A 13,557-nucleotide genomic window follows, 5' to 3' on the forward strand; every position below is an offset into this window, starting at 1 on the left:
CGAGGGGGGGAGTTACACCGTACCGCGTCCGACCCCTTGTTCAGGACGTTACGCGGCAGGTGGCGTAAAAGTGATCTCGACCCGGCGGTTCTGTTGCCGCCCGGTTTCGGTGGAATTGTCGGCGATCGGGTAGTCCTCGCCGTAGCCGCGGACCTGGAATGTGTGGCCCGCGTCACCGAGTCCGTCGAGCTGCGTTGCCAGAATTTGGTAAACGGCGTCCGCGCGTGCCTTGGACAGCACGTCGCCGTGCTCACTGCTGCCCAGATTGTCGGTGAAGCCGAAGACACGAATGGGTGACGTCACGTGCCGCGCGTTGATGTCGTTGGCGATCGCCTGGATCCGCCCGGTCGCGGCCGGTGCCAGCTTCGAGCTGTCCTTCCCGAACAGCACCTCGGCCTGGAGCGCGTAGGTGACCGTCGAGTTCGAGGTCTCCTGGCGTTGCTGCGGCTGGCTGGCCGCGACCGCGCTCTCATCGGTCACCGACACGATGTCCAGCACCTTGGGCGGGGCCAGCGTCGCCCCCTCCGGCAGCTTCAGTCCCGGCGAGGTCGGCACGATCGCGACCGGCGCGGACGGCGCGGCGTCCCCGGCGGTCGGCGGCGGATTGGGGGTCGCCGCGGCGACCGTCCCGTTCAGCGCGCCGGCGGCCAGCAGCACGGCGAGCAGGGCGGCAGCCGTCACCGAGCCGGTGGTCATGGAAGCGGCGGGCTTCACTCGCGTCTCACCCCTCGGAGAGCGTGATTTTGGCGGGCGGCATGGTGGGGAGCTCGAATTCGACCTCGGTGGTGGCGGCGGGCGGGGCGGGGAACTGGGCGAAGATCGGGACGGACGTGCCGGGTTTGATGCCGATCAGGCCCGTGCTGCACAGGCAGACGCCATCGGTGTCCCGCAGGACGTAGTAGCGCTTCTTGCCGGCCTCGTCCACGAGGACGGCTCCGGCGACGGACGCTCCGGACGGTACCAAAGCGATCTCCCCGCCTCGCCAGAAGATGGCACTGAAGGACTTGGTGCCGTTGTTCGTGAGGGTGCCCTGGACAGTCACATATCCGTCGTGGTCGCGGACGGCCGAATTGATCGTGACGACCACATTGGCGTCGCCCTTGATCTGCGCGAGGATCTCGGTCGGTTCGGCCGGGGGTGTCTGCTCGCCGCTGGTGGCGCCGGAGCCGACCGGTTGGGTGGTGGTCGTGCTCGGCGTTGTCTCGGTCTCCGCCTTGCCGCCACTACCGCCGCAGCCGGCGAGCAGAAGGGCGAGGGCGGCGATCGCTGCCGCCGCCCCGGCTGTTCTGCTCCCGTGACCCTTGCTCATAACGTGGGAACTCCTCACTGGTCGGCCGACGTCAGTCGCTCAAGTGGACGGTGAAGAAGTCCGACAGGTCCAGGACGAATCCTGTCTGGGTCGGATCGATCTCCAGCGGCCCGTTGTCGCACGTGAAGTCCACCACGGGCTTGATCGCGGGGGCCAGGGTGCAGCGAGGCACGACCACCGCGGTGGCATGCGCCGAGGCGTGGATGTTCTCCGTGCCTTTGACGACGGACGGGCCGACAGTCCCTCGCGATCGCACCTCCACATGGAAACCGGGCGGATCGTTCACAGGGGTGCAGCCGCCGGGCGTCACATCGGCGCCGTTGTCCCCCGCGTACTCCTGTGCGGCGGCGCAGGCGTTCTCCTCAAGCGGCAAATTGGTCAGCAATTGCCCCAGCGCCGCGGTATCGCCGGACAGCAGGTCTGCCAGGAACGCGTCGTGCGCCCCGTCACGCAGTTCGCGCGCCGCCGCCAACGCCGCCGCGTCGGCGGCGGTTTGGGTACGGTTGCGGATGACGGCGGCCTGGCCGACCGCGAAGTAGGCGAAGGCCAGGAAGAAGAGGGCAGCCATGGCGACGATGTAGATGCCGAATGTCTGCCCCGCTTCTCCGCGCGGAGTCCTCCTCAGCCGCCGACGATGTCCCCGATCTTGCCCATGATCCCGTCGAAGATCGCGTTGCCGATGTCGGCCTGGCTGAGGATTCCGATGATCACCGCGATCACCACCGCCAGCCCGAGGTATTCGATCGCGCCCTGGCCGCGGTCCGGTTGGTACGCGGCCACTCGATTGCGCATCCGGACGAAACGCCGGACCAGCCACCTGTTCATGTGTGTTCGCCCCATCCTTTGTCACCTGGCTGATGCGTGGGGCGGCCGTGTGCAGCCCATCGGGCGAGGTGGACACGGCGCACCGCCTCTCGCTGGTCGTAGTGCGGGTTCGCAGAGCTTCATTGCAGGTGCAAATATGGTTGCGAATGCAAAGGTACACCCGAGTCCCGTGCATCCGCAGCCCGTTGAGCCGTGAGAGACCGAAATCCTGCGGGTTCCGCAGATATCGCGGCCCCCATCAGCATGACGCCGAACCACCCTCCGTCGCACCCCCGTCACCCATTTCCGAAGATATTGCCGAAGTTGGTCTGAGAGCCGATGATCGTGCCGGAGATCAGCAGGATCATCGTGGCCGGGACCAGCAGGAGAGTGATCACACCGGTCGCGCGCGGGACCATCCGGGCCGCGCGGCGGCGGGCGTTCTGGGCCTCGGCGCGGCGCATGTCCTGGGCGATCTGGAGGAGGGTGCGGGCGATGGGGGCGCCGAGTTCCTCGCCCTGCTGGAGGGCGGAGACGAACTGGGCCACCTGTTCGCTGCCGTTGCGCTTGCGGAGCTGGTCGAAGGCCTCGCGCCGGCTGACGCCGACGTCCATCTGCCGCAGGGCGACGCGGATTTCATCGGACCATGGGCCCTTGTAGACGGCGTTGACCCGTTCGAGTGCCTGACGGAAGCCGAGGCCGGCGCTGACCACGACGGCGAGGACGTCCAGGAAGTCGGGCAGCGTCCGTTCGATGTCGTCGCGGCGGCGGCGGATCGCCATCCAGATGGTGAAGTCGGCGAACCACCAGCCGTAGGCGAAGACCAGCAGGGCCAGCAGCCAACTGCTCCGGCTGAGCAGTGCCAGGCCGCCCAGGCCGCCGACCACGCCGTAGACGGCGCGGCGGGCGGCATAGCGCTCGACGGTGAGGCCGTAGGGGTGGCCGGCGTGGTCGAGTCTGGCCCGGATCCTGGCGATCCGTGCCGGGCCCATCAGCCGCAGCACCATCGGGACCCAGCGGATGCCGAGCCGGTCGATGGCGTTGCCGGTACGGGTGGTGCGGGTGCGGCCGACTTCGAGGGCGAGGGCCAGGTCGTCGGGGAGTTTGACGTCGGCCCGCAGCAGGCCGACGGCGTAGACGACGCCGACCGCGCAGAGGGCGATCACCAGGGCGAGGAGGAGGCCGAGGCCGAAAGGTGTCATCTCCGGCCCCTCACACGTCGATCCGGGACATCCGGCGGATGAGCACGAACCCGACCACGTACAGGCTCAGTGAGACCAGCACGCAGATCCGGCCGATGCCGGAACCGGTCAGGGCGCCGAGCGCGCCGGGCATCACGCGGTCGATCAGCAGCAGGGAGCCGATGCCCATGATCGGTACGGCGGCGGCCGTCACCGTGACCTGGGACATCTGGGTACGGACCTCCCGGCGGGTCTCCTTGCGCTCCTCCAGAGTGACGGTGAGGTTGCGCAGCGATTCCACGAGGGAGCCGCCGGCCCTGCTGGCGAGCACCAGGGTGGACACCAGCACGATCAACTCCCGACTGGGTAGGCGTTGTTGCAGCTCGGCGAGGGCGTCCTCGACCGATCGGCCGAGCGCCATCGCGTCGGCGACCTGCTTGAGCTCCTCGCCGGCCGGTGCCTCCAGCTCGTCGGCGGCCATCGAGACCGCGGTGCGCAGGGCCAGGCCCGCCTGGGTGGCGTTGGCCAGCACCCGGGCCAGGTCGGGGAGTTGGGCGATGAAGCGCTCGGTGCGGACCCGGCGCCGCCAGGACAGGAAGGAGTAGGCGACCCAGCCGGCGATCAGCGCCGCGATCGGTCCGAAGAAGGGCGCCAGGACGACGGCGGCCAGCAGCCACGCGGCCAGGACCACCCCGGCGAAGGCCGCGCTGAACTGACCGGGGGTGAGTTCCGTGCCGGTGGCGGCGAGCCGGCCTTCGAGCCTGCGGCCCCAGGCGTAGCGCCGTACCCACCGGTCGAGCCCGGAGAACGCGGCCCGGGAAGGGCCGCGGCCGGGATCGCCGGCGAGGCGCTCGACCAGCGCGGCGCGGTCCGCCCGGCCGCCCCGCCAGGTGTGCAGGCCCCCCACGCCGAGTGTCAGGGCGACGAGGGTGAGCACGATCACCAGCACGGGGTAGGGGCCGGCGGCCCAGGCGGGGGCGGCCGACACGACTCCGGAGCCGGGGAGACGGCCGGCGCCCGGCGCCGCGAGCGGGGTCATTTCGCCTCCCGGCTGTCGAGTTCGAGTTCGCTGGCCCCGATCCCGAAGGCGGCGGGCACGGGTTCGCCGGCCAGGTAGAGGCGCTCACCGATCTCCCGCGGCACCGGGCGGTGTTCGTACCAGCCGCGGACGATCCGGTCGACGCCCAGCGGTTCGGCGCGGAAGCGGGAGGCGGCGGAGAGCAGGAAGGTGTTCCGGCCGCGTGAGGACAGGACGGCGATCTCGGCGATCCGCCGGGTGCCGTCCACATGCCGTTGCAGCTGGACGATCACGTCCACCGCCGAGTTGATCTGGTCCCGCAGCGCCTCGAACGGGATCTTCACCTCGCTCATCGAGGCCAGTGTCTGGAGCCTGAGCACCGCGTCGTCCGCGGAGTTGGCGTGCACGGTGGCCAACGAGCCGTCGTGGCCGGTGGACATGGCCTGGAGCATGTCGAGGGTCTCGCCGCCGCGGACCTCGCCGACGATGATCCGGTCGGGGCGCATACGCAGCGAGTTGCGGACCAGGTCGCGGATGGTGACCCGTCCGTCACCCTCCACGTTGGGCGGGCGGGACTCCAGCCGGATCACATGCTCCTGCTGGAGCTGGAGTTCGGCGGCGTCCTCGACGGTGATGATCCGCTCGCCGTCCGGGATCAGCCCGGACAGCGCGTTGAGCAGGGTGGTCTTGCCGGTGCCGGTGCCGCCGCTGACGATGATGTTGCACTTGGCGCGGACGAACGAGGACAGCAGCAGCAGCATGTGCTCGTCCAGCGTGCCCAGCGCGATGAGTTCCTGCAGGGTGTAGGCGCGGGGGAAGCGGCGGATGGTCAGGGTGGGGCCGCTCAGGGACAGCGGCGGGATGATGACGTTGACGCGTTCGCCGGACGGGAGGCGGGCGTCGACCATCGGATTGGACTCGTCCACCCGGCGGTTGACGGTGGAGACGATCCGCTCGATGGTCTGCAGCAGTTGCTCGGCGGAGGAGAAGCGGGCGGCGACCTGCTCGACGCGGCCGCCGCGTTCGACGTAGATCCGGTCCGGGCCGTTGACCATGATCTCGGTGACGGAGGGGTCTTCGAGCAGCGGTTCCAGAATGCCGAGGCCGAGCGCCTCGTCCACCACCCGGCGGATCAGCGCGGCGCGTTCGGCGGTGGACAGCACCGGGCCTTCGCGGCTGATGATGTGGCCGAGCACGCGTTCGAGCCGGGCGCGACGTTCGGCGGCGGCCAGCGCGGACATCTCCGCGAGGTCGATCTCCTGGAGCAGCTTGGCCCGGTAGACGGCCACGAGGTGGCCCTCCTGGGTCTGCGGGGCGGCCTCTTCGACGGCGAGGCGGGCGCGGAGGCTCACTGAGTGTCGTCCTCCTTCGGCATCGTCGCGGTCCGGGTGACGGGACCGAGGAAGCTGAGTCCGGGCATGACGGAGGGGATCTGCACCGTCGCGTTCGCCGTGACGCTGGACCTGTCGGGCTGCAGATCTATGTCCACGTTCACCCAGCCGCTGACTGCGTCCTCCCCCGCCGCTTGCGGGTCGGTCCGCGGATTCGCCTCGGCGGCGGTCCGTGCGGCGGTACGGGCCGCCGTGCCGGCCTGCTCCCCGCAGTAGGCGGCTATGCCGAGCTGGATGCCGGCCAGCGCGATGAGCAGCAGGAAGGGGAGCATGCCGAGGAATTCGAGCGAGGCGACCCCGCGGTCCCGCAGCCGGCCGCGGGTCCGCGGCGGTACGGGCAGGGCGCGGGCCCTTGGCCCTGCCCGGTGGGACGGCGCCCTGGGAGGTCGGCTCAGCCGCGGGGTGGCCCTCATGGGGTGGGCTCCTCGTCCGGGGTGCTGGCGTGGCCGTGGACAGTGACGGGGAAGCTGATGGCGCCGGGGAAGAGGACGGGCACCCGGAGGCCGACGGTCACCGAGACCTGCCCGTCGGAGTGGTCGGGCGGGCCGATGTCCGCGCCGTCCGCCCACGCGCCGGGGAGGTCGGAGGTCGCCGCCGCGCCCGCGTCATGGCCGACGGCCGCCGCACGGGCCGCCTGGTCCGCGGCGTTGCCCGCGAGGGTGAAGGTGTAGCCGGCCAGCACCGCCTGCCAGACCAGGATCAGGGTGATCAGGATGATCGGCGTCATCCCGAGGGCTTCCAGGGTGACTTGGCCGCGGTCGCCGCGCCGCTGCTTCTTGCCGCGGGTGGCGGGCACCGCGGCCGCTCCGGTGACCAGGCCCAACTCCCCGGCCAGCGCCCAGATCCCGGCTTTGACGGTGGAGCGGTTGTCCAGGTCCTGGAGCCGCCCGGCGTCGATGACGGCCTGCAACTCCCGGAAGGCGGCCGGGATCACGGACGCGGCGACCTTCGTGCCGGTGATCCGGCCGATCAGCGAGGGCTGGATCTCGCTGCTGCGGCTGTGGCGGTTGACGACGGTCGTGGTGTCCTGCGGTTTGCGGATCTGGAGGCGGTCCCACATCCGGACCATGCGCTTGGCGGCGCGGACCGCGATGACATCGGGGGTGGTGACGAGCACGGCCATGTCGGCGGTCTCCACCGCCACCGCGTTGGCGCTGGTCACCTGGGTGCCGCAGTCGACCACGACGACCTCGTAGCGCTGCCGGAGCGCGGCCAGCACCAGCCGGGCGGCGCGGTCGGTGACGTCCTCGCCGCGTTCGCCGTCGGCGGGGGCGAGCAGCAGCGCGGGGCCGGACTCGTGGACGTACATCGCGTCGTTCAGGACGCGGGACGAGACGTCCGCTATGTCGGCGAGGTCGGCCACCGAGCGGCGGAACTGGACGTCGAGGTAGGAGGCGATGTCGCCGCCCTGGAGATCGAGGTCGACCAGCGCGGTGGAGCGGCCGGACGCCTGGGCGGCCAGCGCGAGTTGGACGGCGGTGACGGTGGCGCCGACGCCGCCCTTGGCGCCGGCCACCGCGACGAGTGTGCCGCCGGCCACGGCCGGCAGGGCGGCGCGGCCCGGCCCGAGGTGGCGGCGCACCCCGGCCGCCCAGCCCGCCGCGGCCTCGACCCGGGCGCCCAACTCCTCGTAGGACAGCGGGAGTCCGACGACGCCGCGGGCCCCGGAGTTCATCGCGGCGGCCAGCATGGTGGGGCTGGGGTCGGCGGTGAGCAGCACGACGCCGACCGAGGGGAAGCGCAGGGCGACATCGCGGACCAGGTCGAGCGCGGGCATCGGGCCGATCACGTCGTGCAGGACGACGACCTCGGGCAGTTCGTCCAGACCCGTCTCGGCGGCCCGGGCGAGGGTGTCGAGCAGCGTGCCCGAGTCCGGTGCCGCCGGGGCGGGTTCGGCGCCGGGCAGCTGGGCGAGCAGCCCCAGCAGGGCTCTTGCCGCGTCGGGGTCGCCGGTCGCGGCGAGGATGCGTACGCTCACTGCGCGCTCCCGGTGCCCTTGTCCCCGCCGAGTGTGTACGTACGGTCGCCCAGCGACGGTGTACCGGTGTCGTTCGGCGCGACCAGCGCCAGCCGGACATGGACCGCGAACGACTCCGAGTAGGCGATGCGCTGGGCGTCCCGGACATCGAGGGCGAAGGTGATCGGGACGCCCTGCTCGGAGAGCCGCTGGGAGTTGCTGTTCGAGTCGAACGCCTTGATCTCACCGACGTCGATGACCTGGGCGTCGGCCACCATCAGCTTGGAGATGTCGGGATCGCGCTGTTCCTTGCCCTTGAAGGTGGCGAAGATGTTGACCCGCGCCCCTGGGGTGATCTTGCCGGCCACGCCGGTCTCCGCGTCGATCATGATCGCGATCTCCATTTGGCCCGGCTGGAGTTGGGGCTGGTCGGCCACCATGTCGGACTGGAGCAGGGAGCCCTTCTTCAGCGGTACGGCGGCGATCTTCCCCTGGAGCTCGCCCAGGTCGCGGACCGCGGTGTCGGGCAGCCAGCGCTTCGGCACCGATATCCGGCGCACCTTGGCGTCGCCGAGCGCGGTGTACGCCGGTACGTCCGAGGTCAGTTCGTATGCGGTGACCTTCGATCCGACCTGCGAGCGCGCGTTGCCGACGACGGCCACCACCCCGGCGAAGGCGGCCACCGCGCACAGCACGGAGACCACCAGGAGGACGACACCACGGCGCTGACGTGAGTTCATGTGCGGGTGGACCTATCGCTTGTGGGGTTCGAGTTGCGGGCGGCGCGGGGTCTCGACCGCGCGTCCCCGGCCGGCGGGTACGGCGGCGTGTTTGGGCGGGTTGGCCCGCTCGCCGATCCTGGTGCCGCAGAACAGGCACTGGTCGCCGATGACTTCGAGCCCGCACCAGGTGCAGGTGTCGCGCCGTACCGAGGTGACGAGTTGGTAGAGCATGCCGACGTCCGCGATGTAGGCGGTGAACTCGATCAGCCGTGACGTCCCCCACCACTTGGCGGAGTCGGCCGGCAGCGGCACTTCGCGCAGGTGCTGGGCGTGCCAGGCGGCGGCGAGCGGTCCGGTGATCCAGCCCGGGTCGACGCCGGTGCCCGCCATCGCCAGCTGGGTCTGGTAGCCGGGCCCGGGCGGCAGTTGGTCGGGTCCGGCTTCGGCGAGATACGGCTCGGGGTGGGCCAGGACCGCGAAGTTCCGCCCCGGGACGAGGGACTTGACGTGGCTGCCCACGCTCACCGGCACCCGGTCGAGCTTGGCGACCGAGCCGAGCAGCGCACCGGAGTGCAGATAGTAGGAGAGCAGCCGGGCGGCGCCGGCCAGCACGCCGGGGCCGAGGTCCGTTCCGGCCAACTGCCGCAGTTGCTCGGCGAGCAGGGTGGTGGCCAGCGGCGGCAGGCCGATCGGCACGATGGCGATCCGGTCGGCCTCCAGCGCGGACCGCACGGTGTGCATCCGGCGGCGGGCCGGGTCGGCGGGGTCGGCCGGGGCGAGCGCCACGATGTGGCCGTGGGTGTCCAGGGCGGCCGACGTGCTGATGACCTGGTCTTCCAGCGGAAGCGCGAGGTCGTCCGCGGTGACGGTGATGACGCTCGGCATACGGAACCTCCCCTTCTCCGCCTTGCCTGGCAATTCGCGGTCGCCAGCTTATCGATGTGTAGCGGCATGGGTGCGGAAAGTTGCGGATCGGGATCGGTGAACGACAGGTGACCACCGGAGGTCTTGACAACCGGATTGGTCTGGACCAACTTTCTCCCTAATAGGTGTCACCTGTGTTCTCTGTCACCCGCACTCCCACCACCCCCCAACTCCTTGCCCCCAGGAGGCAGTCGTGGAACGTGCATCGCACGCGAATCAGCATCCGGTCGAACGTGCCCGGCGCAGATCAACCGTCCTGCAGCGGACCGTCGCCGGTCTGAGCGCCGCCGCGGTGATCGGCGCCGGCGTCGCGCTGGTGAACGTCGGCGAGGCCAGCGCCGCCACCACCAACCTGATCGCCAACCCCGGCTTCGAGAGCGGCCTTTCCAACTGGAGCTGCACGGCCGGCAGCGGTTCGACCGTCGGCAGCCCGGTGCACTCCGGTTCCTCCGCGCTGAAGGCCGTACCGTCCAACAGCGACACCGGCCAGTGCGCGCAGACCGTCAGCGTGCAGCCCAACTCGCAGTACACGCTGAGCGCGTGGGTGCAGGGTTCGTACGTCTACATCGGCGCGACCGGCACCGGCGGCACCGACCCGTCCACCTGGACCCCGGGCACCAGCGGCTTCCAGCAGCTCAGCGTCAACTTCACCACCGGCGCCAGTACGCGCTCGGTGACGGTCTACACGCACGGCTGGTACGGCCAGCCCACGTACTACGCGGACGACCTGTCGCTCACCGGCCCCGGCGGCGACCCGACCGTGCCGCCCCCCACCACCCCGACCACCAAGCCGCCCACCACCCCGCCGACGACGCCTCCCACCACCCCGCCGACCACTCCCCCGACCACCCCGGTCACCCCGCCGCCCGGCAACCTGCCCAAGCACGTGGTCACCGGCTACTGGCAGGACTTCAACAACGGCGCGACCGTGCAGACCATCGCCCAGGTGCAGAACCAGTACGACATCATCGCGGTCGCCTTCGCGGACGCGACGACCACACCCGGCGCGATCTCCTTCACCCTCGACCCGGCGCTCAACTACAGCGTGGCCCAGTTCAAGGCGGACATCGCGGCCAAGCAGGCGGCCGGCAAGAAGGTGATCATCTCGGTCGGCGGCCAGAACGGCACCATCTCGGTCCGGGACTCGGCCTCGGCGACCAACTTCGCCAACAGCGTCTACTCGCTGATGCAGACGTACGGCTTCAACGGCGTCGACATCGACCTGGAGAACGGCATCGACAGCACCTACATGCCGCAGGCGCTGCGGGCGCTGAGCGCCAAGGCCGGCTCTTCGCTGATCATCACGATGGCCCCGCAGACGATCGACATGCTCTCGGCGGGCAGCGACTACCTGGCCACCGCGCTGAAGATCAAGGACATCCTGACCGTCGTCAACACCCAGTACTACAACAGCGGTTCGATGAACGGCTGTGACGGCGGGGTCTACAGCCAGGGCACGGTGGACTTCATCACCACGCTGGCCTGCACCGCGATCCAGGCCGGTCTCTCCCCCGCCCAGGTCGGCATCGGCACCCCGGCGTCCACCAGCGCGGCCGGCTCCGGCTACATCAGCCCGACCGTCGTCAACAACGCGCTGGACTGCCTCGCCAAGGGCACCGGCTGCGGCAAGTTCAAGCCCAGCACGACCTGGCCCACCATCCGCGGCGCCATGACCTGGTCCACCAACTGGGACGCGAGCGCGGGCAACACCTGGTCCAACGGAGTGGGCGCGCACGTCCACGGCATGTCGTAACCGGCACTAGCGCAGCCGGCCCCCCGCGGCGGTCTCCGGACCGACAGCCGCGGGGGGCTGTTCGCGCCCCCCTCGGGGCGCCCTCGAAGGGGCGCGGGGAACTGCGCGCTCAGCCCAGCACGGCCAGCGCGTCGATCTCGACCAGGAGCCCGCCCGGCAGGCCGACGTAGACGGTGGTGCGCGCGGCCGGCGGCTGCGTGAGGCCGGCGAAGAAGGCGTTGTAGATCTCGTTGAACTCGGTGAAGTGCCCCGTGTCGGTGAGGTAGACGCGGATCATCACCGCGTCCTCCCAACTGGCCCCGCCCGCCTCCAGCACGGCCTGCACATTGGCCAGGGTCTGGAGCGTCTGCTCGCGCAGCGTGGGCCCGGCGGGGGTCGGCGGCTGGCCCGGGACAGCCGGCAGGAAGCCCACCTGGCCGGCCACTTGGAGGATGTTGCCCTTGCGCACGCCGTGCGAGAAACGGGCCGGCGGGGCGGTGTGGGTGGACGGGGTGACGGCGGTCTTGGTCAACTCGCTCATACGGGGCGTTCCTTGTGTTCGTGGGCGGTGGCTGGATCGTTCGGTACGGATACGGGCGCGGCCCCGGAAAGCTCCGCGCTGATCGCCGCGGCGGTCCGCAGCACCTGCGGCCGCAGCCGCAGCAACTCCTCGGCCGTCACGACGACGTTGGGCGCGGAGACCGACATGGCCGCGTACACCCGGCCGTCCGGGCCGCGCAGCGGGGCGCCGAGGCAGTTGATGGACTCCTCGTGGCCGCCCAGGTCGGTGGCCCAGCCCTGCTCGCGCACCCGGGCCAGCTCGGCGAGGAACGCCGCGGCGTCCGGGGTCGAACGGGCGGTGTAGCGCGGGTACTCCAGGCTCTCGGCGAGCGCCCGCCGCTCCGGCTCCGGCAGGTCGGCCAGCAGCAGTTTGGCGACGGCGGCGACCGTGATCGCGACCGGGCGGCCGATCCGGGAGTACATCCGCACCGGGTAGCGGCTGTCGACCTTGTCGATGTAGACGACCTCGCCCTGCTCGTACACCGCCAAGTGGACGGTGTGCCCGGTCCGTTCGTTGAGCGCGGCCAGATGCGGGTGGGCGATGCCCCGGATGTCGAGCGCCTCCATCGCCTGCTGGGCGAGCGCGAACAGCCGGGTGCCGAGCCGGTAGCGCTGGTCCTGCTGGCGGTAGACCAGACCGTGCTCGTGCAGCGTGCGCAGCAGCCGGAGCGCGGTCGACTTGTGCACCTCCAGCCGGTTGGCCACCTGCTCCAGGCCGGCCGGGCCCTCGGCGAGCAGCGGCAGGATGCTCAGCGCCCGGTCCACGCTCTGGCTCACCGCGCTCCCTCTCCGTCCGGCTCCCGCAGCGTCCACCCCGGGCCCAGCCGCAGTCTCCCCCAGGCCCGGTCGTCCAGCGCGGACAACGCGTCCACGTGTTCCCGGCCGGGCGGTACGGCCAGGTCGGCGGGGACGGTGAGGGCCGCCGCCGCCAGCAGGTGGCCGTGCCGCAGCCGGTCCGGCAGCGGCAGGCCGCGCAGGGTGGCGGACAGGAAGCCGGCCGCGAAGGCGTCCCCGGCGCCGACATGGGAGACGACGTCCACGACCGGGGCGGGGCTGTGCAGCCGCTCGCTGCCGGTGAAGGCGGTCGCCCCGGCCGCGCCCTGTTTGACGACCAGCACGGCCGGTTCGGGCAGGGCGGCCCGGATCGCGTCGGCGTCCGGGAGGCCCCAGGCCGCCGCCGCCTCGTCCTCGCCGACGAACACCAGGTCGCAGCCGCGGGCCAGTTCGGCCAGCCGCCAGGGGTCGGCGTCGTGCCACAGGGCGGGCCGGTGGTTGACGTCGTAGGAGACCAGCGGCCGGCCGGGCTCGCGGCGGGTCAGGCGCCGCATCAGCGCGTGGCAGGTCGCGGAGAGCGCGGCGGTGATGCCGGTCAGGTGCAGCACCCGGCCGGACCAGGCGTCGCGCCGCCGGACCAGCGCCGGCGACAGCGCGGAGGCGGCCGAGCCCTTGCGGTAGTAGACGACCTCGGCCTTACCCGGCTCGGCGCCGAGCGTGGTGGCGCGCTCCCCGGCGGTACGGAAGTAGACGCCGGTGGGGCGGCGCGGGTCGCGCTGCACGGCGCCGGTGTCCACCCCGGACGCGGCGATCGTCTCGACCAGGTGGTCGCCGAAGCCGTCCGCGCCGACCCGGCTGATCCAGCGCACCCGGTGCCCGGCCCGGGCCAAGGTGCAGGCGACGTTGGACTCGGCGCCGCCGATGGTCCGGTGGAACGCGGGCACGTCGGCGAGCCGGCCGGCCCGCGACGGCACGAAGGTGACCATGGACTCGCCGAGGCACACCACGTCGTAGTCCCGGGTGCCGGCGGCGGCAGCGTACGGGTCGGCGGCGGTCACGCTGGCTCTCGCCCTCCTCGGGTCGGCGGCCGGGGTGGACGAGCGGAGACGTTGACCCGGCGCAGGCGTGGATGTTAGACAGCTCGGAGCACGATACGCAATGGCCGTTGCACATGATGCAACGCA

15 protein-coding genes are annotated in these 13,557 nt (G+C 71.4%); 1 reads left to right on the forward strand and 14 read right to left on the reverse strand.

Going from position 1 to position 13,557, the window contains the following annotated elements:
- Nucleotides 1-48: 48 nt before the first annotated feature.
- The 11 genes from ACFO3J_RS14625 to ACFO3J_RS14675 form a co-directional block, all read right to left on the reverse strand.
- Nucleotides 49-696 (reverse strand): OmpA family protein, encoded by a 648-nt coding sequence (locus ACFO3J_RS14625; RefSeq protein WP_386429814.1) that lies wholly within the window; start codon nucleotides 694-696, stop codon nucleotides 49-51.
- A gap of 25 nt (nucleotides 697-721) precedes the next feature.
- Nucleotides 722-1,309, reverse strand: a complete 588-nt coding sequence (locus tag ACFO3J_RS14630; protein ID WP_386429815.1) for a hypothetical protein — start codon at nucleotides 1,307-1,309, stop codon at nucleotides 722-724.
- A 31-nt stretch (nucleotides 1,310-1,340) separates the two neighbouring features.
- Complete coding sequence (locus tag ACFO3J_RS14635; RefSeq protein WP_386430215.1) at nucleotides 1,341-1,934, reverse strand: pilus assembly protein TadG-related protein; 594 nt, start codon at nucleotides 1,932-1,934, stop codon at nucleotides 1,341-1,343.
- Nucleotides 1,931-2,134, reverse strand: coding sequence for a hypothetical protein (locus ACFO3J_RS14640; protein ID WP_386429816.1), 204 nt, complete (start codon nucleotides 2,132-2,134; stop codon nucleotides 1,931-1,933). The genes ACFO3J_RS14635 and ACFO3J_RS14640 overlap by 4 nt, the downstream gene beginning before the upstream one ends.
- Nucleotides 2,135-2,409: 275 nt before the next feature.
- The gene (locus tag ACFO3J_RS14645; protein ID WP_386429817.1) at nucleotides 2,410-3,315 is read right to left on the reverse strand and encodes a DUF5936 domain-containing protein; all 906 of its coding nucleotides are present in this window, start codon (nucleotides 3,313-3,315) and stop codon (nucleotides 2,410-2,412) included.
- Nucleotides 3,316-3,325: 10 nt separating this feature from the next.
- Nucleotides 3,326-4,333 (reverse strand): type II secretion system F family protein, encoded by a 1,008-nt coding sequence (locus ACFO3J_RS14650; RefSeq protein WP_386429818.1) that lies wholly within the window; start codon nucleotides 4,331-4,333, stop codon nucleotides 3,326-3,328.
- A complete protein-coding gene (locus ACFO3J_RS14655; RefSeq protein WP_386429819.1) occupies nucleotides 4,330-5,664 on the reverse strand; it encodes a CpaF family protein in 1,335 nt (444 codons plus the stop codon). The genes ACFO3J_RS14650 and ACFO3J_RS14655 overlap by 4 nt, the downstream gene beginning before the upstream one ends.
- Nucleotides 5,661-6,116 carry a TadE/TadG family type IV pilus assembly protein gene (locus tag ACFO3J_RS14660; protein WP_386429820.1) on the reverse strand — a complete coding sequence of 152 codons (456 nt, stop codon included), beginning with the start codon at nucleotides 6,114-6,116 and terminating at the stop codon, nucleotides 5,661-5,663. Before ACFO3J_RS14660 ends, ACFO3J_RS14655 begins: the two co-directional genes overlap by 4 nt.
- Entirely contained in the window at nucleotides 6,113-7,681 is a 1,569-nt protein-coding gene (locus ACFO3J_RS14665) for an AAA family ATPase (protein ID WP_386429821.1), read from the reverse strand. The genes ACFO3J_RS14660 and ACFO3J_RS14665 overlap by 4 nt, the downstream gene beginning before the upstream one ends.
- Nucleotides 7,678-8,400 carry a Flp pilus assembly protein CpaB gene (cpaB, locus tag ACFO3J_RS14670; protein ID WP_386429822.1) on the reverse strand — a complete coding sequence of 241 codons (723 nt, stop codon included), beginning with the start codon at nucleotides 8,398-8,400 and terminating at the stop codon, nucleotides 7,678-7,680. Before cpaB ends, ACFO3J_RS14665 begins: the two co-directional genes overlap by 4 nt.
- Nucleotides 8,401-8,412: 12 nt before the next feature.
- Nucleotides 8,413-9,267, reverse strand: a complete 855-nt coding sequence (locus ACFO3J_RS14675) for a hypothetical protein (protein ID WP_386429823.1) — start codon at nucleotides 9,265-9,267, stop codon at nucleotides 8,413-8,415.
- A gap of 232 nt (nucleotides 9,268-9,499) precedes the next feature.
- Here ACFO3J_RS14675 and ACFO3J_RS14680 point away from each other — a divergent pair, with 232 nt between their 5' ends.
- Complete coding sequence (locus ACFO3J_RS14680) at nucleotides 9,500-11,059, forward strand: chitinase (protein ID WP_386429824.1); 1,560 nt, start codon at nucleotides 9,500-9,502, stop codon at nucleotides 11,057-11,059.
- Nucleotides 11,060-11,168: 109 nt separating this feature from the next.
- Here the strand turns inward: ACFO3J_RS14680 and ACFO3J_RS14685 are convergent, their stop codons facing one another.
- From ACFO3J_RS14685 to ACFO3J_RS14695, 3 genes are read right to left on the reverse strand one after another with little or no spacing between them, the layout of a single operon-like run.
- Nucleotides 11,169-11,579, reverse strand: coding sequence for a RidA family protein (locus ACFO3J_RS14685; RefSeq protein ID WP_386429825.1), 411 nt, complete (start codon nucleotides 11,577-11,579; stop codon nucleotides 11,169-11,171).
- Nucleotides 11,576-12,376: an IclR family transcriptional regulator gene (locus ACFO3J_RS14690; protein ID WP_386429826.1), complete on the reverse strand. Its 801-nt coding sequence runs from the start codon at nucleotides 12,374-12,376 to the stop codon at nucleotides 11,576-11,578. Before ACFO3J_RS14690 ends, ACFO3J_RS14685 begins: the two co-directional genes overlap by 4 nt.
- On the reverse strand, nucleotides 12,373-13,431 hold the full coding sequence (locus ACFO3J_RS14695) for a sugar kinase (protein WP_386429827.1): 1,059 nt from the start codon (nucleotides 13,429-13,431) through the stop codon (nucleotides 12,373-12,375). Before ACFO3J_RS14695 ends, ACFO3J_RS14690 begins: the two co-directional genes overlap by 4 nt.
- Nucleotides 13,432-13,557 lie beyond the last annotated feature (126 nt).

The sequence above is a fragment of the Streptomyces polygonati genome (assembly GCF_042650325.1).
Lineage (GTDB): Bacteria > Actinomycetota > Actinomycetes > Streptomycetales > Streptomycetaceae > Actinacidiphila > Actinacidiphila polygonati.

Coding starts and splice junctions, on each gene's coding strand:
- ACFO3J_RS14625 (WP_386429814.1), bottom strand. CDS start 696: ATGACCACCGGCTCGGTGACGGCTGCCGCCCTGCTCGCCGTGCTGCTG.
- ACFO3J_RS14630 (WP_386429815.1), bottom strand. CDS start 1,309: ATGAGCAAGGGTCACGGGAGCAGAACAGCCGGGGCGGCGGCAGCGATC.
- ACFO3J_RS14640 (WP_386429816.1), bottom strand. CDS start 2,134: ATGAACAGGTGGCTGGTCCGGCGTTTCGTCCGGATGCGCAATCGAGTG.
- ACFO3J_RS14645 (WP_386429817.1), bottom strand. CDS start 3,315: ATGACACCTTTCGGCCTCGGCCTCCTCCTCGCCCTGGTGATCGCCCTC.
- ACFO3J_RS14650 (WP_386429818.1), bottom strand. CDS start 4,333: ATGACCCCGCTCGCGGCGCCGGGCGCCGGCCGTCTCCCCGGCTCCGGA.
- ACFO3J_RS14660 (WP_386429820.1), bottom strand. CDS start 6,116: ATGAGGGCCACCCCGCGGCTGAGCCGACCTCCCAGGGCGCCGTCCCAC.
- cpaB (WP_386429822.1), bottom strand. CDS start 8,400: ATGAACTCACGTCAGCGCCGTGGTGTCGTCCTCCTGGTGGTCTCCGTG.
- ACFO3J_RS14675 (WP_386429823.1), bottom strand. CDS start 9,267: ATGCCGAGCGTCATCACCGTCACCGCGGACGACCTCGCGCTTCCGCTG.
- ACFO3J_RS14685 (WP_386429825.1), bottom strand. CDS start 11,579: ATGAGCGAGTTGACCAAGACCGCCGTCACCCCGTCCACCCACACCGCC.